This is a genomic window from Sinimarinibacterium thermocellulolyticum, assembly GCF_040327995.1.
Taxonomy (GTDB): Bacteria; Pseudomonadota; Gammaproteobacteria; order Nevskiales; family Nevskiaceae; genus Solimonas; species Solimonas thermocellulolyticum.
The window spans coordinates 1-25,347 of record NZ_JBEPIJ010000011.1 but is presented as its reverse complement, the minus strand read 5'-3'; the positions used below and the strand labels follow the sequence as shown (position 1 = coordinate 25,347).

18 protein-coding genes and 1 tRNA gene are annotated in these 25,347 nt (G+C 68.1%); 8 read left to right on the top strand and 11 right to left on the bottom strand.

Annotation, left to right across the window (positions count from 1 at the left end; translation table 11 throughout):
* Positions 1-7: 7 nt before the first annotated feature.
* The 3 genes from ABSH63_RS10490 to mfd are packed head-to-tail and all read right to left on the bottom strand — an operon-like array spanning position 8 to position 4,544.
* Positions 8-538, bottom strand: a complete 531-nt coding sequence (locus tag ABSH63_RS10490; protein WP_352889609.1) for a flagellar basal body L-ring protein FlgH — start codon at positions 536-538, stop codon at positions 8-10.
* Entirely contained in the window at positions 535-1,164 is a 630-nt protein-coding gene (locus ABSH63_RS10485; protein ID WP_352889607.1) for a CsiV family protein, read from the bottom strand. The genes ABSH63_RS10490 and ABSH63_RS10485 overlap by 4 nt, the downstream gene beginning before the upstream one ends.
* Positions 1,161-4,544, bottom strand: coding sequence for a transcription-repair coupling factor (mfd, locus tag ABSH63_RS10480; RefSeq protein ID WP_352889605.1), 3,384 nt, complete (start codon positions 4,542-4,544; stop codon positions 1,161-1,163). The genes ABSH63_RS10485 and mfd overlap by 4 nt, the downstream gene beginning before the upstream one ends.
* Positions 4,545-4,841: 297 nt before the next feature.
* Between mfd and ABSH63_RS10475 the strand changes: the two genes are divergently transcribed.
* The gene (locus ABSH63_RS10475) at positions 4,842-6,779 is read left to right on the top strand and encodes a cytochrome c/FTR1 family iron permease (RefSeq protein WP_352889603.1); all 1,938 of its coding nucleotides are present in this window, start codon (positions 4,842-4,844) and stop codon (positions 6,777-6,779) included.
* A 53-nt stretch (positions 6,780-6,832) separates the two neighbouring features.
* Here the strand turns inward: ABSH63_RS10475 and ABSH63_RS10470 are convergent, their stop codons facing one another.
* From ABSH63_RS10470 to clpB, 4 genes are all read right to left on the bottom strand, one after another.
* Positions 6,833-8,497 (bottom strand): ABC transporter permease, encoded by a 1,665-nt coding sequence (locus ABSH63_RS10470; RefSeq protein ID WP_352889752.1) that lies wholly within the window; start codon positions 8,495-8,497, stop codon positions 6,833-6,835.
* Positions 8,498-8,508: 11 nt separating this feature from the next.
* Positions 8,509-9,531: an extracellular solute-binding protein gene (locus ABSH63_RS10465; protein ID WP_352889601.1), complete on the bottom strand. Its 1,023-nt coding sequence runs from the start codon at positions 9,529-9,531 to the stop codon at positions 8,509-8,511.
* Positions 9,532-9,543: 12 nt separating this feature from the next.
* Positions 9,544-10,620 carry an ABC transporter ATP-binding protein gene (locus ABSH63_RS10460; RefSeq protein ID WP_352889599.1) on the bottom strand — a complete coding sequence of 359 codons (1,077 nt, stop codon included), beginning with the start codon at positions 10,618-10,620 and terminating at the stop codon, positions 9,544-9,546.
* 107 nt (positions 10,621-10,727) lie between these two features.
* Positions 10,728-13,319: an ATP-dependent chaperone ClpB gene (gene clpB, locus ABSH63_RS10455; RefSeq protein ID WP_352889597.1), complete on the bottom strand. Its 2,592-nt coding sequence runs from the start codon at positions 13,317-13,319 to the stop codon at positions 10,728-10,730.
* A 317-nt stretch (positions 13,320-13,636) separates the two neighbouring features.
* Between clpB and ABSH63_RS10450 the strand changes: the two genes are divergently transcribed.
* The 3 genes from ABSH63_RS10450 to ABSH63_RS10440 all read left to right on the top strand — a co-directional run bounded on the left by ABSH63_RS10450 (position 13,637) and on the right by ABSH63_RS10440 (position 18,093).
* A complete protein-coding gene (locus ABSH63_RS10450; RefSeq protein ID WP_352889595.1) occupies positions 13,637-15,016 on the top strand; it encodes an undecaprenyl-phosphate glucose phosphotransferase in 1,380 nt (459 codons plus the stop codon).
* A 107-nt stretch (positions 15,017-15,123) separates the two neighbouring features.
* Positions 15,124-15,687 (top strand): HNH endonuclease, encoded by a 564-nt coding sequence (locus ABSH63_RS10445; RefSeq protein ID WP_352889593.1) that lies wholly within the window; start codon positions 15,124-15,126, stop codon positions 15,685-15,687.
* 186 nt (positions 15,688-15,873) lie between these two features.
* On the top strand, positions 15,874-18,093 hold the full coding sequence (locus ABSH63_RS10440) for a DUF1631 family protein (protein WP_352889591.1): 2,220 nt from the start codon (positions 15,874-15,876) through the stop codon (positions 18,091-18,093).
* Positions 18,094-18,116: 23 nt separating this feature from the next.
* On the opposite strand, the gene ABSH63_RS10435 is transcribed toward ABSH63_RS10440, so the two are convergent.
* On the bottom strand, positions 18,117-18,338 hold the full coding sequence (locus ABSH63_RS10435) for a hypothetical protein (RefSeq protein ID WP_352889589.1): 222 nt from the start codon (positions 18,336-18,338) through the stop codon (positions 18,117-18,119).
* Positions 18,339-18,381: 43 nt separating this feature from the next.
* Positions 18,382-20,754, bottom strand: a complete 2,373-nt coding sequence (locus ABSH63_RS10430) for a S8 family serine peptidase (RefSeq protein WP_352889587.1) — start codon at positions 20,752-20,754, stop codon at positions 18,382-18,384.
* 57 nt (positions 20,755-20,811) lie between these two features.
* Between ABSH63_RS10430 and ABSH63_RS10425 the strand changes: the two genes are divergently transcribed.
* Positions 20,812-20,887: transfer RNA gene (locus ABSH63_RS10425), tRNA-Ala, on the top strand.
* Positions 20,888-21,151: 264 nt separating this feature from the next.
* On the opposite strand, the gene ABSH63_RS10420 is transcribed toward ABSH63_RS10425, so the two are convergent.
* Together ABSH63_RS10420 and ABSH63_RS10415 are read right to left on the bottom strand one after the other, a co-directional pair.
* Positions 21,152-22,114 carry a hypothetical protein gene (locus ABSH63_RS10420; protein ID WP_352889585.1) on the bottom strand — a complete coding sequence of 321 codons (963 nt, stop codon included), beginning with the start codon at positions 22,112-22,114 and terminating at the stop codon, positions 21,152-21,154.
* 3 nt (positions 22,115-22,117) lie between these two features.
* Complete coding sequence (locus ABSH63_RS10415; RefSeq protein WP_352889583.1) at positions 22,118-23,359, bottom strand: hypothetical protein; 1,242 nt, start codon at positions 23,357-23,359, stop codon at positions 22,118-22,120.
* A 243-nt stretch (positions 23,360-23,602) separates the two neighbouring features.
* Here ABSH63_RS10415 and ABSH63_RS10410 point away from each other — a divergent pair, with 243 nt between their 5' ends.
* The 3 genes from ABSH63_RS10410 to ABSH63_RS10400 all read left to right on the top strand — a co-directional run bounded on the left by ABSH63_RS10410 (position 23,603) and on the right by ABSH63_RS10400 (position 25,227).
* Positions 23,603-23,950, top strand: a complete 348-nt coding sequence (locus ABSH63_RS10410; protein ID WP_352889581.1) for a helix-turn-helix domain-containing protein — start codon at positions 23,603-23,605, stop codon at positions 23,948-23,950.
* On the top strand, positions 23,947-24,822 hold the full coding sequence (locus ABSH63_RS10405) for an ImmA/IrrE family metallo-endopeptidase (RefSeq protein WP_352889579.1): 876 nt from the start codon (positions 23,947-23,949) through the stop codon (positions 24,820-24,822). Before ABSH63_RS10410 ends, ABSH63_RS10405 begins: the two co-directional genes overlap by 4 nt.
* A 78-nt stretch (positions 24,823-24,900) precedes the next feature.
* Positions 24,901-25,227, top strand: a complete 327-nt coding sequence (locus tag ABSH63_RS10400; RefSeq protein WP_352889577.1) for a DUF262 domain-containing protein — start codon at positions 24,901-24,903, stop codon at positions 25,225-25,227.
* The last annotated feature ends 120 nt before the right edge of the window (positions 25,228-25,347 follow it).

Genomic DNA, 25,347 nt, shown 5'->3' with positions numbered 1-25,347 from the left:
GCGGGGTTCAGCGATACCCGCCCTGAGCCTCGGCGAGCCGGCCTCCAAGGGCCTTGTGGGCGGACGTCGGCACCCAGATCTGCAGAAGAGCGCGGTCGCCGCGCAGCGGCGGGGTCCACAGCTCGCCGCCGGCGGCGTCGCGGTAAGGGCCGAGGCGCTCGCGTCCGTCGGGGGTACAGAACCAGATCTGGGTGTCCGGCGGCAGCATCAGGCCGCTCAGGTGCAGCGCCAGCGAGCGCGCGCCGCTGGACTCCAGCGACACGGTCAGCGATGACCAGCCATCGCTGCGGTGCTGCCAGCGGCCAACGCGGCTCAGTTTGCGGTCGATGGGCAGCGTCTGCGCCAAGGCCCCGGGATCGCCGGCCGCGCTCGGGTCGGCGGGCGTCGGCGGCAGCGTGAGCAGGCGTGCGTGCTTGGCGGTGTCGGCTTCGCAGGCACTGGGCGGGTAGGGACTGGACGGCAGCTCGGGGCCGCGTGGTGCAGCGGCGCAGCCGGCCAGGATGGCAAGGATCAGCGCAAGGGGTGTTCGCAGCGTCATGGACGTGTTTCCTCCACGGCCCGTATGCGCGCCAATAGTCCCAGCCTGGGGCTGTCCAGATGGTGCAGCTCGTCACGGCGCATGCGGCGGCGTTCGGTGAGGGCGTACTGGCTGGTGGCGTCAGCGGTGGTGTAGCGCAGGTCCACGTCCAGATGCAGATAACGGCTCATCAGCAGGCCGACGCTGCCCTCGACCGGTTGGACCAGAAAGCTGTTCGCGGTTAGCGTATCGTGCACCGGCATCGGCTCGCCATGGCGGATCGCCAGGCGCGGACCGTTCGCGGCCGGCGGCTGCGCCTGTTCCCAGGCCAGACGCACCAGCGGACGGAAGCGGCGCGAGTTGCGCAGGCGGTTCCAGTGTTCTTGCAGGCCGAACTCGGCATCCGGCAGCACGCGGATGCCGGCCGCCTGCAGGGCTGCGGCGTCGTCGAGGGCGATCGCCGCGCTTTGCATCGGCGGCTGGGGCGCGGCGCCTTGTTCGCCGCTGGCTTCGAGGTCGAGAAAGACGATGAGGTCGACGCGGTAGCGCTCGGCGTGTGCCGGCGGCGTCCACAGCAGCGCCGATACCACGAGGGCAAGGCCCCATCGCAGGGCGCCGCGCATCGTCGCGAGCGGTTTGGTTCTCATGGTGCGGCCAGTGTAGCCAACAGTTCCCGAGCGCGGGACGCGCGGCTTTCGGCCGGCTCGAAATCGCCGTGGCAGTGCAGGCGCACCTGACCTTCGAGTTTGTAGACCTTGGGTTGGGACTGGATCAGCTTGATCAGCCGCGCCGGATCGATCCGCGGCTGCGGGCCGAAGTCCAGTGTCAGCGTGCGGCTACCCACGCGCACGCGGGTGAGGCCCAGCGCCTGTGCCTGCACGCGCAGTTCGGCCGCCTCGAACAGCCGCTCGGCGGCCGCCGGCAAGAGGCCGAAGCGGTCGATCATCTCGACCTTGAGTTCGCGCAGCGCGGTCTCGTCCCGACTTTCGGCGATGCGCTTGTACAGCGTCAGCCGCGTGTGCACGTCGGGGATGTAGTCGTCCGGAATGAGGCTGCCGACGCCCAGGTCGATCTCGCAGGCGGCCTGTCCGAACGGTGCGTCGTCGAGGCGACCGGTCTTGATCGCCTTGACCGCGCGCGCGAGCAGTTCGGCGTACAGGGTGAAGCCGATCTCCTCGATCTGCCCGGACTGCTCGGCGCCGAGCAGTTCGCCGGCACCGCGGATCTCCAGATCGTGCGTTGCCAGCGCAAAGCCGGAGCCGAGATCGCCGAGCGTCTCGATCGCTTCGAGGCGCTTTTGCGCGTCCGGGCTGAGCGCGCGCCGGCTCGGCACCATCAGGTAGGCATAGCCGCGGTGATGGCTGCGGCCGACACGGCCACGCAACTGGTGGAGCTGGGCGAGGCCGAGCTGGTCGGCGCGGTCGATGAGGATGGTGTTGGCGCTGGGCACGTCGATGCCGGACTCGATGATCGTCGTGCACACCAGGATGTTGAAGCGCTGGTGATAGAAGTCGAGCATCACCTGTTCGAGTTCGCGCTCGCGCATCTGGCCGTGCGCGTAGCGCACGTTGCCCTCGGGCACCAGCTCGCGGATCTTGCGCGTGAAGTTCTCGATGTCACGCACCTCGTTGTGCAGGATGTAGACCTGTCCGCCGCGGCGCAGCTCGCGCAGACAGGCCTCCTGCACCAGCGCATTGCTCCATTCGGACACCTGGGTCTTGATCGCCAGGCGCGAGGCTGGCGGCGTGGCGATGATCGACAGCTCGCGCAAGCCGGCGAGGCCCATGTTGAGTGTGCGCGGGATGGGGGTTGCCGTCAGCGTCAGCACGTCCACCTCGGCGCGCAGGTTCTTCATGCGCTCCTTGTGACGCACGCCGAAGCGGTGCTCCTCGTCGATGACGACCAGGCCGAGATCCTTGAAACGCACGTCGTCCTGCAGCAGCCGGTGCGTGCCGATGACGATGTCGAGGCGGCCGTCGGCGAGCTGGCGCAGCAACTCGCTCTGCTCCTTGGCCGAACGCAGGCGCGAGAGCGCGGCGACGCGGATCGGAAAGTCGGCGAAACGGTCGGCGAAGGTCTTGGCGTGCTGCTCGACCAGCAGCGTCGTCGGAGCGAGTACGCAAACCTGGCGGCCGGCGCGTGCGGCGACGAAGGCGGCGCGCAGCGCGACCTCGGTCTTGCCGAAGCCAACGTCGCCGCAGACCACGCGGTCCATCGGCCGCTCGGCAGCCAGATCGGCGAGCACGGCATCGATCGCGGCCTGCTGGTCTGGCGTCGGCGCGAACGGAAAGCCCGCGCAGAAGCGGCGGTAGTCCGCCTCACTGACGCGGATCGCCGCGCCCTGTTTGGCCATGCGCCGCGCCTGGATCTGCAGCAGTTCGGCGGCGACGTCGTGTGCCTTTTCGCGGGCGCGCGCCTGCGCCTTGGCCCAGCGGTCCGAGCCCAGGCCGTGCAGCGGCGCGGTCTCGGCCTCGCCGCCGGTATAGCGGTGGACGAGGTTCAGCGAGGCGACCGGAACATAGAGCTTGTCGTCGTTGGCGTATTGCAGGACCAGGTATTCGGTCTCGACGCCGCCGGCGTCGAGCTTCTGCAGACCGAGGTAGCGACCGACGCCATGCTCGACATGCACCACCGGCGCGCCCGGCTGCAGCGTCGACAAGTCGCGCAGCACGGTGTCCGGGTCGCGCACCTTGCCGCGCCGACGTGGTGCGGTTTGCGACGGCGCGTGCAGACCGAAGATCTGCGCTTCGGCGATGACACCCACGTGTTCCGCTGGCAGGCGGAATCCGTCCTGCAGTGGGCCGATGGCGATGCCGTAGCGCTTCGTGTCAGCCCAAAAAGCGCGCCAATGCGCATACTCGCGTGGCCGGATGCCGAGCGGCGCGAGCCAGGCGAGCAGGGCTTCACGCCGGCCCGGCGATTCGGCGACGAACAGCACGCGATCGCCGCCCTCGACCAGATAGCGCTTGACCGCGTCGGCGCCGTCGGCGAGCGCGTGCGCGTCGTGCACGAGGTCTTGGCGGTCGAACTTCTGCAGTGCGGCGAGTGCGTCGGCCGGGGGTAAGAACAGTGCCTCCGGCGGCAGCAGCGGGCGCTCGATGTCACCGCGATAGCGCGCGTAGCGCTCACCGATCTGGCGCCAGTCCTCGTCCAACGCCGCCGCCAGATCGCCGATGGCGACGAGCCGCGCATCTGCGGGCAGATAGTCCGCGAGACTCGCGGTGTCGGCGAAGAACAGCGGCAGCCAGGCCTCGATGCCGCCCGGCATCAGGCCCTTGCTGACCTCGGTGTAGATGCGCGAGCGCGCCGGATCGCCCGGGAAGGTCTCACGGTAGCGGCGGCGGAAGGTCTCGATGCCGTCCTGGTCGGTCGGGAACTCGCGCGCCGGCAGCAGGCGGATCGCGTCGACCTTGTCGGTGCTGCGCTGGGTGTCCGGATCGAAGCGGCGGATGCTGTCGATCTGGTCGTCGAACAGGTCGATGCGATAGGCCTCGGCCGAGCCCATCGGGAACAAGTCGATCAGCGCGCCGCGCACGGCGAACTCGCCCTGGGTCTGCACCTCGGACACCGACTGGTAACCGGCCGCGACCAGACGCGCGCGAAACGCCCGTGGGTCCAGCGTCTCGCCGACGGCGAGCGCGAACGCGCGGCTGTCCAGCCATTGCCGCGGCGGCAGACGCTGGATCAACTGGTCGGCCGTGGTCAGCAGCACGCCGCGGCGCATCTGCGGCAGCCGGTGCAGCGCGGCGATGCGCTCGGACAGGATCTCCTGATGCGGCGAGAACGGATCGTAAGGCAGTACCTCGGTGCTCGGCAGATGCACCAGCGGCAGGTCGTCGTCGAGGAAGAAGCGCAGCTCGGCTTCGAGCCGGTAGGCGTGCTGTTCGTCGTCGGCCAGGGCGACGATCAAACCGGCATGGGTCTGTGCCGCACGTGCAACGGCCAGCGCCGGCACGGCAACGAACGGCAGCGAGCCGCTGCGCGACCCTACGGCAGATGCTGCCGCGTTCGGGACGGAAGTGTTCACACGGACTCTAAGAAGGTGGAGCGCGGTCGGCGCAAGCGAGCCGGCGCGTGGGGCGCGGCATTATCCCCGAAACCGCCATCCGTCACAGGAAAAGGGGCATGGCGGAACACGCAAGCCGGCAAGACGCAGCCGTGCCCGGGGCAGGCGCCCTTCGGGCGATCCAATGGTCCGCAGCTTTCAGCCTGGACGTCGGCTGTCGCGAATGCGCCGTTGCGGTTCGCAAACGTGCCTGACGGCGACCGCCGCGGATGGGCAGCGGTGTAAACTGTATCAATTCTCATTTTTAATGGATGAACGATGAGTCCACGCTCGATTCCGGTCTGCTTGCGGCGGTTTTGCGCGGCCATCCTCCTCGCGGCGGCAGCAACCCCCGGCGGTGTCGCTGCGGCCGATCCCACCGAGGTGGCGACGCTCTGGCGCCTGCTCGATTACATCGCCGTGGATTACCGCGAAGCGGTCGATGGGCAGGGCCGCATCGTCAACGCCGACGAGTACGCCGAAATGCGGGAGTTCGCCCAGACCGTCGGTCAGCGCCTGCAGACCCTCCCCGATGGCCCGCAGCAGGCGTCGCTGCGCGCCGAGGCCGACGCGCTGATCGCCTCCATCGAGGCACGTGCGGCGCCCGAGCGCATCGCCGCGCAGGCGCGCTCGCTGGCCGCGGCGCTGATGAGCGCCTACCCGCTGCCGCAGGCGCCGCTCGTGCCGCCCGATGTGGCGCGAGGCGCCGTGCTCTATCAGCAACTCTGCGCCGCCTGTCACGGCGAGGGCGGTGCGGGGGACGGTCCGCTAGCGGCAGGCATGGAGCCGCCGCCGATCGACTTCACCGACGCGCAGCGCGCCGACGAGCGCAGCCTGTTCGCGCTGTACCAGGTGATCGGCCAGGGACTCGAAGACACGCCGATGCCGGCCTATGCGCACCTGCCGGAAGCCGACCGCTGGGCACTGGCGTTCTATGTCGGCAGCCTCGCATACCTCGGCGAAAAGGACGGTGCCGAAATCTGGCAGAGCGCGGCGGCGCGCGCCGCCGTGCCCGACCTGGAGGCGCTGGCGACGCTCACCCCGAGCGCCCTCGCACAGACGCTCGGCCACGAGCCGGCGCGGCGGCTGACCGCCTACTTGCGGCGCGAGCCGGCGGCGGTGCTTGCCGGCGGCGAGCAGGGTCTTGAGCTGACGCGCCGGCGCCTCGCCGAGAGCCGCGCGGCCTATGCCGGTGGCGATGCCAACGCCGCGGCGCGTCTCGCACTGTCGGCTTATCTCGATGGCTTCGAGCCGGTCGAGGCGCTACTTTCGGCGCGTGACGCCGATCTGGTGGTGCAGATCGAGACCGCGATGAGTGAGCTGCGCGCGCGCATCGCCCGGCGCGCACCAGCAGCCGAGATCGATGCGCAGATCGCAGCGCTCGAAGACCTCTTCGATACGGCGCAGACGGCGCTCGGCGAAGGCCGCGCCGATGCGATCTCCGCGTTCGTCGGGGCGCTGACGATCCTGCTGCGCGAAGGCTTCGAGGCATTGTTGCTCGTGGTCGCGATCGTGGCCTTCTTGCGCAAGGCTGGGCGTAGCGAGGCGCTGACCTTTGTGCACGCCGGCTGGGTCGGCGCACTGGCCGCGGGTGCCGCCACGTGGGCCGCGGCGACCTGGCTGGTCACGATCAGCGGTGCCGGACGCGAGCTGACCGAGGGCGCCGCGGCGCTGTTCGCGGCGGCGGTGCTGCTGTTCGTGGGCATCTGGATGCACGGCAAGAGTCAGGCCGGGGCCTGGCAGCGCTATGTGCAGGCCAAGCTTGCGCATGCCCTGTCCAAGCGCTCGGCGTGGTTTCTCGCACTGCTGTCCTTCGTCGTCGTCTACCGCGAGGTCTTCGAGACCATCCTGTTCTATGCCGCGCTGTGGAGTCAGGGCCAGCGCGAGGCGATCGTCGCCGGCGCCGCCACGGCGGTGCTGGTGCTCGCGGCGATCGCATGGGCCATGCTGCGTTACGCGCGGCGCATCCCGATCGCGCAGTTCTTCGCGCTCAGCGCGGCGCTGGTCGCCGTGCTCGCCGTGGTGCTCGCCGGTAAAGGCGTCGCCGCGCTGCAGGAAGGCGGTTTCATGGCGGTCACGACGCTCGCCGGACCGCGCATCGCCTGGATCGGCGTGTATCCCACCGTGCAAGGACTCGCGGCGCAGGCCGCGGTGCTGGCGGCGCTGGTCGCCGGCTTCGCGTTCAACCGCTTGCGCGCCCGCGCCGTTGCGGCCTGAAGCCTCCTCCGGGCTCGTGGGCGTGCTCCGCCGATGAGCCGCGAGAGCACGCCTCAAGCGGTCGGACGCGCCACCGCGGCCGCCGTCGGCTCGGTCCGCCGGCCGACGCGCGCCAGCAGCATCACCGGCAGCAGGCCGGCGAGCACGATGATCAGCGCGGCGACGGCGCCGTCCTCGTAAGTGCCGCGTGCGGCCTCGCCGTAGAGCGTGGTCGCCAGCGTCTCGAAGTTCAACGGGCGCAGCAGCAGCGTTGCTGGCAGTTCCTTCATGCAGTCGACGAACACCAGCAGCGCGGCGGCGGCGAGCGCCGGGTGCAGCAGCGGCAGATGTACGCGGCGCAGCACACCGACACTGCCTTCGCCGAGCGTGCGTGCGGCATGGTCGAGCGCCGGGGCAATGCGCGCGAAACCGGATTCGACGCCGCCGACCGATACCGCGAGAAAGCGTGCCGAGTAGGCGTAGATCAGTGCGGCGCCGGAGCCGAGCGTGAGCAAGCCGACCGAGGCGCCGAACTGGCGTTCGAGCGCGTCGCCGGCCCAGACATCGAAGGCGCCGAGTGGACCGAGCAGGCCGATCGCGAGCACCGTGCCCGGCACCGCGTAGCCGAGCCCGGCGATGCGCTCGCAGCACCGCGTCGTCACGCCGGGGACCAGGCGCACGGCGGCGGCGACGAGCGTACCCAGCGCGACGGTGACCGCGGTCGCCAGTGCCGCCAGCGTCACCGTGTTGAGCGTGGCGTCGAGCAGCGCCGGCGGCAGGCCGGAAAAGCGCAGGCGCGCGATGCTCTGGTCGACGAGGTACAGCGCCGGCGCGACGAAGCCGAGCAGCACCGGGATGGAACCGAGCATCAGCGCGCCGGCGCCGGCGAAGCCGCGCAGGCGTGTCGGCGCCAGCGGCCGCGCGCGTTGCGCCGCGGCGTCGTAACGCTGGGCGCGGCGGCCGCGGCGTTCCAGCAGCAAGAGCGCGGCGACCAGCGCGAGCATCGCCAGTGCGATCTGCGCGGCGCCGGCCAGATCGGTGCGGTTGACCCAGGTCGAGTAGATCGAGATCGTCAGCGTGCGCACGCCGAGGAACTCGGAGGCGCCGATGTCGTTGATCGTCTCCATCAGCGCGAGGCTGGCGCCGACCGCGACCGCGGGGCGCGCCAGCGGCAGGGCGACACGCAAGAACACCGCGCCTGGTCCGGCGCCGAGCGTGCGCGCCGCTTCGAGCAGCGTTGCCGACTGCATCAAGAACAGCGCGCGCGTCGGCAGGTAGACGTAAGGGTAGAGCACGAAGCCGAGCACGAGGATGCAGCCGCCGAGCGAGCGGACCTCCGGCAGGCGCAGGTCGCGCGGGCTGTCGATGCCCAGCAGTGCGCGCAGCGCGGTCTGCAGCGGTCCGATCGGGTGCAGCAGATCCATGTAGGCGTAGGCGACGATGTAGGTCGGCACCGCCAGCGGCAGCAGCAGCGCCCAGTCGAGCAGCGCGCGGCCGCGAAAGTCGTAGGCCGACACCAGCCAGGCGCAGGCGGTGCCGATGAGGATCACCAGCGCGCCGACGCCGACGAGCAGCAGGCCGGTGTCGCGCAGCGTCGGTGGCAGTACGTGCTGCAGCAGATGCGGCCACACATTGGCGTCGCCCTGCAGTGCGGCGGCGAGCAGTGCGAGCAGCGGCAGCAGCGCCAGCGCCGCGACGAGCAGACTGGCGAGTCGCCAGAGGTGTCCGCTGCGCAGCATTGTGATCGGGTTCACTGGTCGAAGCCGATGCGCTCGGCGAGCAGGCTCGCCGCTTTGCGGTGCTTGGCGATCTCGACGAGCGGCAGCGTGTCCGCGTGCAGTTCACCGTAGGCGGCCGTGATCGGATCCGGCGCGGCGGCGGGATTGACCGGATACTCGAAATCGACCTGCGCATAGAGCTGCTGCGCCGCCGGCGAAGCCAGGTACTCGAGCAGGCGCACGGCGTTGCTGCGGTTGGGCGCGTGGCGCGCAACCGCCGCGCCGGAGACGTTGACGTGCGTGCCGCCGCTTTCGAACCGCGGCAGCACGACCTGGATCGCATCGCCCCAGCGCTTCTGTTCCGGCCCGCCGGCGCCGCTGCGCATGCGGCCGACGTAGTAGGAGTTGCCGACGCCGATGTCGCACAGACCGCCGAGAATGTCGCGCGCGACCTCGCGGTCGCCGCCGCCGGCCTTGCGCGCGAGATTGGCCTTGAGGCCCTTGAGCCAGGTCTCGGCGGCCGCTTCGCCGTGGTGGGCGATGTAGGCCGCAATCAGCGCGGTGCTGTAGGGGTGCAGGCCGGAGCGCATGCAAAAGCGGCCTTTCCAGCGCGGATCGGCGAGATCTTCGTAAGTCAGCCCGTCGAGTTCGAGATCGCGGGCGGCGTAGACCAGACGTGCGCGCAGCGACAGCGCGAACCAGCGGCCTTGGGCATCGCGCAGCGCCGCCGGGATCGCGCTGCGCAGCGCCTCGGACTCGACCGGCTGCACCAGGTCGCGTTCGACCAGGTCGATCAGGTTGCCGAAATCGACAGTCATCAGCACGTCGGCCGGCGAGCGCTCGCCCTCGGCGGCGACGCGCTCGGCCAGACCGTCCTTGATGAAGATGGTGTTGACCGCGATACCGGTGTCGCGCGTGAACGCATCGAGCAGCGGCTGGATCAGGCCGGGCTCGCGCGTCGTGTACAGGTTGACGGTTTCGGCGTGGGCGGGGAAGCTGCCGAACAGGGTCGCGACGGCGATGGTGCAGAGGCTCAGGAGGGTGCGCAGGCTCATCATCAGGCGGTGTCAATGGGCGGGTGGCAGGGGAAATACCAGCGCCGCGTCGGGGGCGACGCCGAGGTGTACGATCTGGCCGCGCCGCGTCGCCGCGGCTGGGGCGGTATGCACGATCAGCGGTGTGGCGAGGTTTGCGACCTGCACGCGCAGTTGCATCACCTCGCCGAGGAACAGGGCGTCGACGACGGTTGCGGCGATGCCGTGCTGCGCGATGCGTAGATCGTGGGGCCGTAGGCCGACGACGGCCGGCCCGTCGTTCACGCGGCCGGCGTCGAAGCGGCCGAGTGCGGTCTCGACGCTGCCGCCGCGCACCTCGCCCGGCACCTCGTTGAGGGTGCTGAAAAAGCTGGCCGCGAACAGGCTGGCCGGCTGGCGGTACAGCACTTGCGGCGTGGCATCCTGCTCGACGCGGCCGCGATGCATCAGCACGATGCGGTCAGCGATGCAAAGCGCTTCGCGCGGGTCGTGCGTGACGACCACGGCGGTGATGCCGGCCTCGCGCAACAAGGCCATGGTCTCGTCGCGCACGCGATCGCGCAAACGGCGGTCGAGATTCGAGAACGGCTCGTCCATCAGCAACACACGCGGCGCCGGCGCCAGCGCACGCGCGAGGGCGACACGCTGCTGCTCGCCGCCGGACAGGGTGTGCGGGAAGTGCCGCGCACGGCTGGCCAGTCCGACGCGTTCGAGGGCGGCGTGGGCGGTGGCGAGGCGTTGCGCGCGCGGCTGCGCACGCAGGCCGAACATCACGTTGTCGAGCACGTCAAGGTGCGGGAACAGGGCGTAGTCCTGGAACACCATGCCGACACGGCGATGCTGCGCCGGCACGAAGCGATCCGCCGCGGACACGGCCTCGCCGTCGATGCGGATGCATCCGCTGTCGGGCGCCTCGATGCCGGCGATCAGCCGTAGCAGCGTGGTCTTGCCGCAGCCGGAGTGCCCGAGCAGGCACACCGTTTCGCCGGCGTGTGCGCTCCACGACACCTCGGCGACCGCGAGGCGCTCGCCGTAGCGGCGGCTGACGCCGTCGATCTGCAGCGCGGCGGCGGGCGGTCGAGGCGACGGGCTGGGGATGAGGGCAGACACGGTTTACGGCGAAGACGACGGCGGCCGGCGAACGCCGGCCGCGCCGCTGCGATCACCGCGTCCGCAATGCTACACGATAAACGTTCTCATTTGGTATTGCGGTGCGCTCACGCGCGCTGGAAGCTCAGCGCGCCCTGCCGAGCATCGACCTCGACGGTGTCGCCGGCTGCGAACTGGCCATCGAGGATCATCCGCGCGAGCGGGTTCTCGACCTGCGCCTGGATCGCGCGCTTGAGCGGCCGCGCGCCGTAGACCGGGTCGAAGCCGACTTCGGCGATGCGCGCCAGTGCGGCATCGGTGAACGAGAGCGTGATGCCGCGCTCGGCGAGGCGCTTGACCAAACCCTGGGTCTGGATGCGCGCGATCTCGCGGATCTGCGCCGAGCCGAGCGGATGGAATACCACCGCCTCGTCGATGCGGTTGATGAACTCGGGGCGGAAATGCTGCGCCACCACGCCCATCACCGCCTCTTTGATGGCGGCGTGGTCGGACGTGCCGCCGCCACTCATCATCTCCTGAATCAGGTTCGAGCCGAGATTCGAGGTCATCACCACGACGGTGTTGCGAAAGTCCACCGTGCGGCCCTGGCCGTCGGTGAGGCGGCCGTCGTCGAGCACCTGCAGCAGCACGTTGAACACTTCCGGGTGCGCTTTCTCGACCTCGTCGAGCAGAATCACCGAGTAGGGCCGGCGCCGCACCGCCTCGGTCAATTGGCCGCCTTCCTCGTAACCGACATAGCCCGGCGGTGCGCCGATCAGGCGCGCGACGCTGTGGCGCTCGCCGTACTCGGACATGTCGATGCGCACCATGGCTTCCTCGGTGTCGAACAGAAACGCGGCGAGCGCCTTGCACAGCTCGGTCTTGCCGACACCGGTCGGGCCCAGGAACAGGAAGGAGCCGATCGGCCGGTTCGGGTCCGACAGACCCGCACGCGAGCGGCGGATCGCGTTGGCCACCGCGGTGATCGCCTCATCCTGCGAGACCACGCGCTGGTGCAGCGCCTCCTCCATGCGCAGCAGCTTCTCGCGTTCGCCTTCGAGTAGCTTCGCGACCGGGATCCCGGTCCAGCGCGCGACGACTTCGGCGATCTCATCCTCGGTCACCGCGTTGCGCAGGAGTTCGAACTTTTGCGTCGCGCCTTCCTGACTCGAGGCCTGGGCGAGCTTGCGTTCGAGTTCGGGGATGCGGCCGTAGCGGATCTCGGATGCGCGCGCGTGATCGCCGGCGCGCAGGGCCAGCTCGAAGTCTTGCTTGGCGCGCTCGAGTTCTTCCTTGATGCCGGCCGAGCCGGTCACGGAGGCTTTCTCGGCCTTCCACTTCTCTTCGAGGTCGGCGTACTCGCGCTCCAGCGACTCGATGGTCTTTTCCAGCTCGGCGAGCGAGCGCTTCGCGCCTTCGTCGTCCTCCTTCTTCAGCGCCTCACGCTCGATCTTGAGCTGGATCAGGCGCCGGTGCAGGCGGTCCAGCGCCTCGGGCTTGGAGTCGATCTCGATGCGGATGCGCGAGGCTGCCTCGTCGACGAGGTCGATCGCCTTGTCCGGCAGATTGCGGTCGGTGATGTAGCGGTGGGACAGCTTGGCGGCGGCGATCAGCGCGCCATCGGTGATGTCGACGCCGTGATGGACCTCGTAGCGCTCCTTGAGTCCGCGCAGGATCGCGATCGTATCCTCGACCGAGGGCTCGCCGACCAGCACCTTCTGGAAGCGGCGTTCGAGCGCGGCGTCTTTCTCGATGTACTTGCGGTACTCATCGAGCGTGGTCGCGCCGATGCAGTGCAGCTCGCCGCGCGCCAGCGCCGGCTTGAGCATGTTGCCGGCGTCCATCGCGCCGTCGGCCTTGCCGGCACCGACCAGGGTGTGGATCTCGTCGATGAACAGGATGACGTTGCCTTCCTGCTTGGCCAGATCGCTGAGCACCGCCTTGAGCCGTTCCTCGAACTCGCCGCGGAACTTGGCGCCGGCGATCAGCGCGCCGAGGTCCAGCGACAGCACGCGCTTGTTCTTCAGCGACTCCGGCACCTCGCCGCTGACGATGCGCTGCGCCAGCCCCTCGACGATCGCCGTCTTGCCGACACCGGGCTCGCCGATCAGCGCCGGATTGTTCTTGGTGCGTCGGGACAGGACCTGGATCACGCGACGGATCTCCTCGTCGCGGCCGATCACCGGATCGAGCTTGTTCTGGCTGGCGCGCGCGGTCAGGTCGATGGTGTACTTCTCCAGCGCCTGACGCTGGTCCTCGGCCGACGGACTGTCGATGCGCTGGCCGCCGCGCACGGCGTCGATGGCTTTTTCGATCAGCTCCTTGCGTGCGCCGGCCGCGCGTAGCGCCTCGCCGGCCGGACCTTTATCGTCGACGGCCGCGAGCACGAACAGCTCGCTGGAGATGTACTGGTCCTTGCGCTGCTGCGCGAGCTTGTCGGTGAGGTTGAGTAGGCGGGCGAGTTCGGGCGACACCGTGACGTCACCGGTCGCGTGGCCGAGCCGGGGAAGGCGATCGAGCGCCTCGGTCAGCTTGCTGCGCAGCAGATCGGTGTTGACGCCGGCGTTGTGCAGCAGCGGCAGGGTCGAGCCACCGTCCTGTTGCAGCAAGGCCAAGAGCAGGTGCACCGGCTCGATCGCCGGGTTGTCGCGGCCGACCGCCAGCGACTGGGCCTCGGCGAGGGCCTGCTGGAAGCGGCTGGTGAGTTTGTCCATGCGCATGTGGGTTATCCGAAGGCTTGAGGTGTGACTGCTGCCCAACATGCGGCTTGCCCACGCCGATTCAAGCGGCCGCGGCGTTCGTGTCGCGTGAACGGTCTTGTGGCTGCGATCAGACTGGGATTACAGTGACCCGGTCCATTCGTGGTCGATAAAGGTCGACTGCGGCGCGCGGTTGGCGCCGGCGCCGGCCGACAGCGCGTCGGCAGCCGCTTGCGCTTTGCGAGCCTGACACGCGCTGCCGAAGGCGTACATTGAGGAACTTGCATCGGGTGAATCGAGCGTGGGGGAAGCTGGGGTACCACGGGACAGGCGTGCGCATGGCTAAGGCGCGCGTTGCCGCCCCCTTCGTACAGGGTCTGGTCTACGCAGGCGTGGCCGCGGGACTGCTCTACGCGATCACCATGGCCTACAGCGGCCAGTTCACGACGCCCTACCGGATCGTGTCGGCGCTCGCCGCGGCGTTTTCCTTTCTCGTCCTCGGTCGTATCGATCTTTTGGCGCGCTGGCGCATGGGGCGCCCCGGCTCGGTGGGAACGCGCTTGCTCTACCACTGGACGGCGATCTTCGCGCTCCTATTGTTTCTCGGTTATGTGACCCAGACCACGGCGTATTTCTCGCGCGTGATCCTGACCGCGTGGTTCGTGATGACACCCGCGGTGCTCGCCGTGATCAACGTGCTCGCACGTGCGTTCACGGCCCGCTTCGTGCCGGATGCCGTGGGCCAGCGCCGCGCCGTGATCGTGTTCGCCAGCGATTCGGCGCAGGTGCTGGCGCGCAGCCTGCGCGAGTCCGAGCTGTATCACCTCGAAGGCTTTTTCGATGATCGCAGCGACCAGCGCCTCGGCCGTTCGGCCCGCATCGGGCGGCGCCTCGGGCATCTGCGGGACTTGGTGCCTTACGTTCGCGACCATGCCGTGGACGTGGTGTTCATCATGCTCCCTGAACAGGGTATCGGCCGCGTCACCGAACTGATCGATGCGCTGGGGGATACGACCGCCTCGGTCTATTGCGTGCCCGACTACTCGCTGCTTGACCTGATCGGAGCCGAGTTCTCCGAGATCGAGGGCGTACCGGTCTTGCGCGTGGCGGAGACGCCGCTGTTCGGAGTCGATGGCGTGTACAAATACGTTTTCGACATCACCGTATCCACGCTCGGTTTGATGCTCTTGGCCCCGGTGATGCTGCTCATCGCCATCGCGATCCGCCTCGATTCGCCAGGCCCGGTGATCTTTCGGCAGGCGCGCTATGGCCTCAACGGGCGGCGTTTCGACGTCTACAAGTTCCGCACCATGCGCATCAACGACCCGGACGGTTGCATCGTGCAGGTGTCACGGCACGACCCGCGCGTGACCCGCATCGGCCGCTTCCTGCGGCGCACCTCGCTGGATGAACTGCCGCAGCTCGTCAACGTCCTCAAGGGTGACATGAGCCTGGTCGGTCCGCGTCCGCACGCGGTGCAGCACAACGAGTACTACCGCAAGGCGGTCAAGCGCTACATGCTGCGGCACAAAGTCAAACCCGGCATCACCGGCTGGGCGCAGATCAACGGACTGCGCGGCAATACCGACGAGCTGGCGCACATGGAAGAGCGCGTGCGTTACGACCTCGAGTACATCCGCCGCTGGTCGCCGCTGTTCGACATCGAGATCATCCTCAAGACCTTGCTGCTCGTGATCCGCGACCGCAACGCCTATTGAACGGAAAAAGTGGCTGCGGCTTGCCGGGTTGCGGAGCTCAAGATATCGTGCCAAGTGCTCTATTTTGATGAGGTTTACCGGATTCAGCGGCACGGTGCCGGGTACCGATGGACGACATTCCCGCAATCCTGAAAATCGACGCCGGCGGTTTGCCGGTGTCCTGGATCCACTGGCAGACGGCGGTGGTGCTGTACGCGCGCGAGCGGGTGCGCTGGGAGGCCGGTGCCGAGCGCTTCGTGATCCGCGGCGGCATCAACGCGCGCACCGGCCGCCGTTCCGAGCTGCGCATCGGCTCGATCATCGCCGTGGCCGACCGCTCGCGCCGACATGCGCGCGAGGTGCCGGCCCTGACCAACCGCACCTTGTTCCAGCGCGACCGTCAGCTCTGTCTGTACTGCGGCCGGCGGTTTCCGCCATCGCAGCTCACGCGCGATCACGTCCTGCCCGCCTCGCGCGGCGGCCGCTCGGTCTGGGAAAACTGCGTCACGGCCTGCCGCACGTGCAATCAGCGCAAGGATGACCGCACGCCCGAGGAGGCCGGCATGAAGCTGCTGGCCGTGCCGTATACGCCGAATCGGGCCGAGTATCTGATCCTGTCGAACCGGCGCATTCTCGCAGACCAGATGGAGTTCTTGCTCGCGCACGCGCCGGCGCCGACGCGCTGTGTCTGAAGGAGCGGGGCCGCCGCGGGGGCACCGTCTGCCCGCCCGTGGTCGCCGTGTGGCGGAAGTAGACAATTTTCGTCATGCACTTGTGGTAAAAAGGTGACATGACGTTCATCGATCGTCAGGCATGGCTGGGCCGGTGGTCGGGGACCGCGTTTTGCTGCTGACCCCATAGCGAAGTGCGAGGCACATATGAGTCTGCAAGCGCAAGCCACGGTGGGATCCGAGGCGGCGCCGCGCAAGGCCGCCGGCGCCACTGGCAAGGTCTCCAATCCCATCGTCTCGGCCCTCTACGAGATGGCGGTGTCGGTGCTCGGCGAGCAGCTCCGGGAGATGTTCGACAAGGCCGACGACATTCTCTTCGACTCGGCCGAAAAGGCGCGCGCCGGCGACGAGCAGCGCTTGTATCTCGACACCATGCGTATCGTGCGCGTGCAGCGCGCGAAGATCATCAGCGCGTTCCAGGAGTCCCTGCGCGCCGCTTTGTCGGGCATCGGCCAAGACGAGGAGGACCGCAGCCATCTCGACGACATGTCGCAGTGGTCGTTGCAGGACGGCGATGCGCTCGAAGAACGCATCGCCGTCACCAGCATGGAGAGCAAGGCTGCGTCGCTGCATGCGCACGAACTGGTGGAGCTGCAGCGGCGGCTGGCGCGCCTGGCCGACCTGGCCGGCGACGGCGTCTCCCCTGAATCGATGGCGCCCGCGCGCATCATCCGCGCATTCCAGAACTCCATGCGCGATCTGCCGGTCGAGTTCCCGATCAAGCTGGTCATCTACAAGCTTTTCGATCGCGTCGTCATCGCGCGCCTGTCGGAAGTCTTCGTCGGCGCCAACCAGTTGCTGGCGGTGCACGGGATCGAGCCGCGTATCGACGGCCCATCGCCGCCGCGCAAGGCGAGCGAGTCGCTGGGGCGTTCGGCGTTGCAGAGTGCAGCGGGCGTGCCGGCCTGGGCCAGCGGGCTCGATCCGTCCACGTTCAGTGCATTCGCCGCGCCGATGTCCGCTGCCGCGTCATCGGTAGGCGGCGCCATGAACTCGCCGGCGGCCGCGCAGGTGTCGCTGCCCGGCATGCCGGCGCACTGGGTCGGTCCGCCCGCTGCCGCGATGGGCAGTGCTTACGGCGATGCGATGCTTGCCCATGAGATCGCGCAGATCCTCGGCGCGTACGCGCAGGGGCGCGTGCCGCAGGCGCCGCGCTGGCTGCCGCCGCAGAACGTCGCCCTGGTGGCGCGCATGTTCGACGGCTTCTATCGCGACGCGCGTCTGCCGGATCATCTCAAACCCATGCTCGCGCGTCTGCAGTTGCCGGTGATGAAGGCGGCGCTCGCAGACCGCCGTTTCTTTGCCGACCCACAGCATCCGGCGCGGCGCACGGTCAACGACTTGTTCGAGATGCTGCTGCAGTTTGGCACTGCCGAAGCCGCGCCGCAGCCGCAGATGGTCAACGAGCTGCAGGGGCTCATCGACAGCGTTTGCAAGTCGTTCGACCTCGACCCCGAAAAGCTGCGCGCATCCCAGGCCGAGCCGGTGGACGAGCGCCTGGCCGACGGCTTCCTGCGCGAGCAGGAAGAGCTGCGGCAAAAGAAGAACCGGGCGCGTGTCGAGCGGGTGCGCCGCATCGTGTCGCACGAGCTCAAGCGGCGCATCGGCGAGCGGCGCCTGCCGCCGGGGGTGATGCGGCTGATGCTGTCCGGATTCGGTCCGCTGCTGTGCCTGGACTACATCCGCAACGGCATCGACGGTGCGTCGTGGACGCAGACGATGCAGTTGGTCGACCGCGTGATCGACAGTCTGCAACCGCGTCGGGGCAGCACGGCCGAGCGTGCGGCGGTCGAAGCGGAAATCGTCGCCAGCATCTCGCGGCGCCTGGCCAACATCGGCTTCTCCGACAGCCGTCTCGAGGAGTTGCTGTCGGGATTGCTGCAGGCCTATCTCGATCTGGCCGATCACGACGACGAAGCGGTATTCGAGAGCGCCGAAACCGGCCAGTTGCGCGTGAGCGTGCCGGACGCGCCGCCCGCCGCCAGCCTTGCGCTGAGCCCCGAAAAGGAACTGCAGGGGCTGCTGTCCATCCTGCTGGTGCCCGGCGGCTGGTTCACGGTGTGGGAGCCGGCGGCGCAGACCAAGCATTGGGTGCGCGTGAAAGGGTATTACCCGGTGCAGAACGCGGTGATGTTCGGGCACTACATGGAAGAGCGGTTCCTGCGCATGCGCGCGACCGCGTTCGCGACCGACCTGATCGAAGGGCGTGCCGCACCGATCGATCCGTCACCGGAACTCCAGGCGGCGGTCGCACGCATCGCCGAGCTGCCGTTCGAGCGCGGTTCGGACGTGCTGGTGTGGACCAGCGTGGACGGCAAACCGGTGGAAGCCCAAGCTCCTGGCCGGACGTCTGACGCGCGCGCATGAGCGCGCGCGGGCGCGCGTAGCGTTCAGTCGTCCAGGTCCAGATCGTCGTCGACCAGACGACGCAGCATCCGTTCTTCTTTGTATTTTTCGACGTCACGCCAGTCCCTGAGCTTGACCGGCGGCGGGGGGATGGTTTCGTCGACGCTGGGGACGTCTTCGTCTGCGCCGTCGGTGTCATCGACGAATTCGTCGAAGGACTTGGCTGCCTCGGGCTGAGGTTGAGATTTCTTCGACTTGCGCGGCATCGTTCGCGAAAAGTTGGATAGGTGCAGCTTGGCGGCATCCGCCTCAGGCGCGCGTTTTTATCAGGCTTTGCGTTGCGCGGGAAGTCCCTCGACGCGGCGCGCCATGTTCGATAGCGCACCCAGCCGGTGCGCGGCGCAGCCGTGCCACGAGCCCGCCCGCGAGGAGTAAGCCGAGCCAGGACATCGACCCGCCGCCACCGCCGCTCGGCGCACGCGCCATACAATCCGCGTTGCCGGCGCCGACGCTGCCAGAGGCGGGTTCAAAAAAGGCCACCAGCGAGTAGTCCAAGGCCTCGGCCAGATCGTAGTTGACGACGGTGAAGTAATACGTGCCGACGCGCGCGCTGCCGATGATTTCGGTCTCGTTGCCGTCCTCGCCGCCGCCGATGACGTCGGCATCGGTGAAGAAGGTTGGATCGTCCTCGGCTTCCGCGCCGAGGTCGATGTCGTACTGCGCCGGTGCGCCGTACTTGACCAGCACGTCGATGTCGGACGTCGCTTTTGTGCAGAACACCAGCCTTTGTCCGGCCGGCACCGCGTCGATGTCCAGATGATAGGTGTGGAACTCATCGTGCAGGCCTTTCGACAGCACGGCCCGTGCCGGCGTGCCGAGCCCGAGCTCGGCGAGTTCGGCGCGAAACGGTCGGCGCGCCGCGTAGCCATCGGCGGCCCGGATGTCGATGGAAAACGCCAGTTCCTCATAGTCCATCGCCGGCTCCAGCACCTGAATCGGGAAGTCGAGCTCGGCGGCGGCGCCGGAAGCGAGCAGGGCCAGCGTCTGCGCCTCGCCGAGCACGGCGATGCGCGATTCCGGCGCGATCAGGCGAAACTGCACGTCGCTCGCCGCTTGCCACAGGTTTTCCACGCGCACGCGTACGTTGAGGATTTCGCCAGCGTCGAGCCGGCCGTTGCCGTCCCCGCCTTCGAGCGTGGCCGCACGCAGGATCAGCGAAGGGCGTGGCGCGAGGTCGAGACTCGCCGCGGCGTCGAGACGTCCGCCTGCGCTCAGCTCATGCGCGTCGCCGCCATCGACGCCGGGCTCGGCGCCCTCGATCAGGCGTGCCTTGAGCTCACGCATGGACGCCTGCCGATATTCGCTGAGCAGCAGTGCCGCGACGCCCGCGGCATACGGTGAGGCGAACGAGGTGCCATTGGCGCCGCAGCTGCCGCCGTCGAGACAGCGCTCGCCGCTGAGGTAGGCGTTGCCCGGGCGCGTCGTCACGATCTGCAGGCCCGGGGCAGCGACATCGGCGCTGATGGGGCCGAACTGGCTGAAGCTGGCGATGTTGTCCTGACGGTTGGTCGCGGCCACGGTCAGGATGTTGTCCAGCTTGTCGGCGTTGCGATCGACAACGAAGCGCCCGCCGTCCCGCGAGACGCAGCCGCCTTCCCGATAGTTGGCCGGAAACGCCGCCACCGAGTAGTCGAGATTCGAGTTGAAGTTGCCCGCCGAAGTCACGAGCAGGACACCGGCTTCGCCCAAGCGCTTGATCGCCTCATACTCGGCCTGTGAACAGCTCGGGCCACCGTAGCTCGCATTGACGATGCGGGCACCGCGGGTTCGCGCGTACTCATAGGCGGCGAGGATGGAGCCGGTGTCGAGTTCGACCTGATCGTTGCTCACGCGGCCGACCTTGAGCGGCATCATCCGCACATTCCAGATCACGCCAGCGACACCGATGCCGTTGTTGCCGACGGCGCCGAGGCTGCCGGCGACCAGCGTGCCGTGATCGAGCAAGCCGTCGGCGTCGGGACTCACGTCCGCCGAGCAGCGATCGAGATCCTGCGCCGAACAACTCGTCAAGTCGGCGCCGGGCACGAAGTTCGCTGCCAGATCCTCGTGCTCGGTGTCGAAGGCGTCATCGATGATGGCAACGAGCACACTGCCGTCGCCGGTGCGGTCGGCGATGCCATCGCCGTCGCGATCCCAGGCCGCGGGCATGTTCATGTCGGCGCCGGGCTTGCTCGCCAGCGCGTCGAACTCGGGATCGTCCGCGGGTACGGCGAAGTTGGCCTGGCCGGTACTGAACAAGCCCCACTGCTGATCGAACAGGGGATCATTGGGAACGACGGCATGGCGTCGGCGAATGAAGTTGGGCTCGACGTAGGCCACGGCTGGGTCGGCGGCGAGCAACGCCGTGGCCGCCGCGACCGTAGTGATCGAGGGCAGTCGCAACACCTGTACGCGACCCTGGTCCAGAATCAAACGGGAGCGCAGCCCGAGACGGTCCCGTGCCAGCTTGGCACGTTGGGCCTCGGCAGCCGAGTGGTAAGCGACGATCAACTCATCGGTGACGTGACGATCACCGACGGCCGGCGCCGTAGACTCGGCCGCGCCCGCGATCAGGCAGAGGCTGAGTGCGACAACCATCGCAGTGAGCGGAAGCCGGTTGGGCACGCGTGACTCAATGGCCATGGCTTGTCCTCGTGCTGGTGTTTTGCTCGACGATCAGTAGAATACGCCTCCTCGCGTGGGGCGGTAGCTCAGCTGGGAGAGCGTCGCGTTCGCAATGCGAAGGTCGGGAGTTCGATCCTCCTCCGCTCCACCACCATTCAACGCCCAACCTTCTTCGGTTGGGCGTTTTCGTTTGTGGCGTTCCCCACACCACGCGGGGCTGCGGGCCGTTTTGCGTGTGCCACGGGGTGCAGCCGCGCAGCCCGCAAGTCGCCCGGTTCGACTCTCGTTTGCCCTCTCTTCTCTCAAAACCTGCGGCAACTTCTCGGCGAAAGCGCACGCAGACGGCCTTGCGCATCAACGACTTGTGCGTGCGTCACGGGCGTCGGTTGTCCATCGTGCTTGGATAGGCAAAGCATCAAGCCTGCGCGAGAGTCGATGCTGTGGCGCAGTGCATCGCGTACAACCCCGCGCGCTTGTGCGTCACCACGAGCGCGCGGTAGGCGAAGAGCGGTCCTTCGGCTTCGGGCTTGCCCTTGTCGCGCGCCTTGACCTTGAACACGTCGATGGGCTTGGCGCTCTCCAGTCCGGCGCGCCGCATGATCGTTCCACCATCGCGCGGTTCGCCTTTGAACGACCACAGCGCCTGGAACACGGCGGCCTGAGCCTCGGTCAGCCGGATCGGGCCGTGCGGCCAGTCGGGCAAGGTCACCCAGCGGAAGTCCGCCGAGAATGGGCCATGTACCGGCGTCGTGGGATCGCCGGCCTGCGGGTCGGGCGGCTCACCTGGCATGCCGATGAACGCAATGCCGCCCGCGTAGAAGGCGAAGCGCTCCTCCAGCGCCAGCCACTCCACGCCCGGGCCGAAGGGCGCGCCGCGCGTCTCGCGGGGTTTCGGCGTAATCACTCGGACGTTGCTACCGGCCACGCGCACCCGCTCCAGCAGCGACGGTTCGCGCCACAGACGAACGAGCTCGCGTGCCAGCAGCACCGGCGAGCGCCGTGCGTCACCCAGCCGCCACACGCCGTCGGCGAGCGCGTCGATGCCGTCGCGACTGTCGATCGACAGCGCCAGTCGCAGCTTTCGGCGCAGCCAGTCCTCGTCCAACCTCAACGCGACCGCGTCGTCGGCCGCGACGGCCACCGGCCCGCACTCGGGGCAATGGCAGGTACGTCCCCGGTGCCCGTCGCCCCAGACCTGCGCCCGCTGCTGGTGACAGTAGGGGCACAGCATGAATCGCTGGTCCAGGGCCGTGGGTTTCACCGCCTGCCAGAGGGTCGGCAAGGCGGCGATCTCGCGGGGTGAGAGCGCGGCTCGAAGGATGGGCGTGCCGCCCGCGAACAAGCGGCACACCAGGGCCCAGGCGTCGTGCGTGGCCACCGATCAATCCTCGTAGATCGGCTGCGGGCTGGCCGTGTCCGCTTCCGGCGGCGCTTCCTGGGCGTTCAGCGTCTGGCCGGGCTGCAAGATGCCCAGCGAGACCAGGTAGCCCTCCAACTGCGCCTGCAACGCGGCATCGAACTTGTGCAGGTTCAGCCGCCCGCGACGCGTCACCTCGACCGTGATGACCTTGGAACGAGCCTTTCCGGGTTCGGGCGGGTAGTACAGGTTGATGCGTGCCGACGTGATCAACCAGCCGCGTGCCAGCGGATCCTCACCGGGAAACTCCTCACGCAGCAGTTCGGTGACGCAGCGCTGCTCGCTCGAGGCCATCGCCGTGCAATCGAGCTTGAGTGCCGTGCTCGGGCTCAACACCGAGACGGACTTGACCTGCAGCGCCATGAAGCCATCCGCCACGGCCTGCGGCACATCGAAGCCGAGGCGCAAGACCGACAGATCCAGCGTCGGCGGCTTGATGCGGTGCGCCTCCACCTTGATGCCCAGCAGGTGCTCGGCGAAGGCGTCCACGAGCATCTGGTGGTACTTCGCACCACCGCGCACGAGGGTGCGAACGACCCCGGTGGCCACGGCGTACTCCAGCACCATGTGGATGTTCGGGTTGCCGATGCGACGGGTGAGATGGGCGCCCTCGAACTCCAGGCGCAGCATCGCCGGATCCTTGACGTGGACCGTCAGCAGGAACACGCCGGGGCTGCGTTCCACCAGGTAAGCCACGCTGCCGTCGCCGCATTGAAGCTCGCGCTGATAGAAGGCCGAGATGGCCTGGCGCAGCGCGGCCAGTGCGGCATCCGAGGTGTTCGGCCGGCGCTTCACGCCGAGGTCGTGCTGCTGGGCTTGCGATCCGTGGCGCTCGAGGTAGTCGAACTCGCAGGCCCGCTCGAACAGCGCCGGATGGTTGGCATACAGCCAGAAGGAGCGGTGGGTGTCGCTCCGGCATGCCACGAGACCCAGCAGCGCGGCGCCGTCCCCGGCGGCGGCCTGGAACATCGCCTGCTTGCCGGCCGGGTCGGCCAGCTGGATGCTGGCCATGAGGTTGCCGATCAGACGGTCACGGGCGGCGACGTCGGGCCAGGTCCGAACGGCCTCCACCAGTGCCTGCGAGGTGCGAGGCGTGTCCTCCCAGTCGAAATCGTCGGCCACGGGCAGGCCGTGCGAGGCCAGGAAAGAGCTGAGGGTCGCGTCCACCGGCAGTTCGAGCAGCACGTCGACGAAAGTCTTCTTCATCTTCTCGGTCCTTTCCCTGAAGGGGCGTCGAAGGTCTGCGGACCGAGGATTCGGGCGCGCGGGCCGGCCACCGATGACTGAACGGATATCACGAAAAAGTAAGGCTGCGTGATACAGCGCGATTGTGTCCCTGCCTGGCCGGTCTGTCAAACATCGTGGTACATCTGGCGCTCGTGTGTATCACGGCGCTATACTGTCGGACTGCATTCCACCACTTCCCGTGATTCGAGACAGGACATCGCCATGGCTTCCGCGTTTGGATCTCGCCTGCGGCGATTTCGCGAGGCGAAGAAACTGACCTTGCAGCAAGTGGCCGACGCCGTCGGCTGCACCAAGGCCTACATCTGGGAACTGGAGATGAAAGAGGGCCAACGCCCCTCGGCCGAGCGCGTGCAGGCGCTGGCCAAGGTGCTGGGCGTGACGATGGAGGACATCATGGGCGAGCCCATGCCCCAAGTGCCCGAGGCCAGCCCCGAGGACGTGGCCTTCTTCCGCGCCTATGCCGGCATGACCGAAGCCGAGAAAGACCGGGTGCGCCAAGCGCTGAAGATCATCTTCCCGGACAAGGATCTGCCGGAAGCCAAAAGGTGAGTACGTCCCCGGCTCTCAACGGCGCGATCGCCGCCAACAAAGTCCACCACTGGTTGCGGGCTTGGTATGGCGCGGACGTGCCCGAGGCCGTCGATCTCGACCTGGTGCGGCAGATGCTGCCGAGTACGCCCTTCGGGGCGGGCGTGCGCGAAATCCGCCCCCCGGTGCAGTTCAACGACGAGGCCTTCGAGGGCCTGCTGGCGCGGGATCCCGATGACCCGGAGGTCTGGGGCATCGCCTACAACGGCACGGTCAGCCGCGAGCGCCAGCGCTTCACCATCGCTCACGAGCTCGGGCACTTCGTCCTGCACCGCGACCGGCAGCAGCGTTTCCACTGCGACAAGGAAAGCGTCCACTCCGGCCACGAGACCATGCGCCGGATCGAGCGCGAGGCCGACGACTTCGCCAGCAACTTGCTGATGCCCGGCGATCGGCTGCGCGAGTGGATCTCGAACCAGCGCATCGATCTGCACGTCTTGAGCGCCATCGCCCAGCGCTTTGAGGTTTCGTTCGAGGCGCTGTGCATCCGCTTCATCAAGTTCACCTCGCAGCGCGCCATCCTGGTCTACTGGGACAACGGCTACGTGAAGTACGAATGGCGCAGCAGCAGCGCGGTCAAGACGCGCGCCCGTATCCGGCGCACCAGCGATCCGCAAGAGCCGTTACCCGGCACGCTCGCCGCCGACACGAGCGTCGTGCAGGCCTGGGAGGGGATCGAGATGCCTGCTGCGATCTGGTGCCCCGAGGAGGCACCCTACATGAAACTGCGCGAGTTCAAGCACAGCTACGGCGCGCGGGATCGCGTCCTCACGCTGCTGCTTTTGGAGAGCGCGGAGCCACGCGCTTGGGATCGGGCGTGGCAGGATGAGTAAAGCTTCGACAGCTACAATCAGTTCGTCCCCTCGGGCCAGCACCCTGTTCGGTGAGCACGAGGAAATTGGGAGGAAGATATGTCGTATTCGGGTATCTCAATCCGGGAAGCTCTCGACAAGATCAACGCACCGAATGCAGGGTGGTATCTCCCTCAAGTTCAGCGCCAATATGTGTGGGGGGCTCGTCATGAGTCGGAAACCTACATTTGCTTGCTGCTTGATTCGCTGCTGAGACGTTATCCGATCGGCGGGATCGTGCTATGGGAGACGGAGCAGAAGGTTCCATATCGCCGCTTTATTGGTGACTACACGCCCGGGCAATATGCGAAACAAGTTGATGTAGGTCTGTGGGGGGCAGCAAAGCTGCTTGTGTACGACGGTCAACAGCGCTTGCAGACGCTGTGAATCGCCCCGGGTTTCGCGGAGGCTCCAACTGTGGAGAATGGAGCCATGAAGAAGTCCCCGAAGTTTTCCCCTGAGGTGCGTGAGCGCGCCGTGCGCATGGTGCTGGAGCACCGTGGTGAA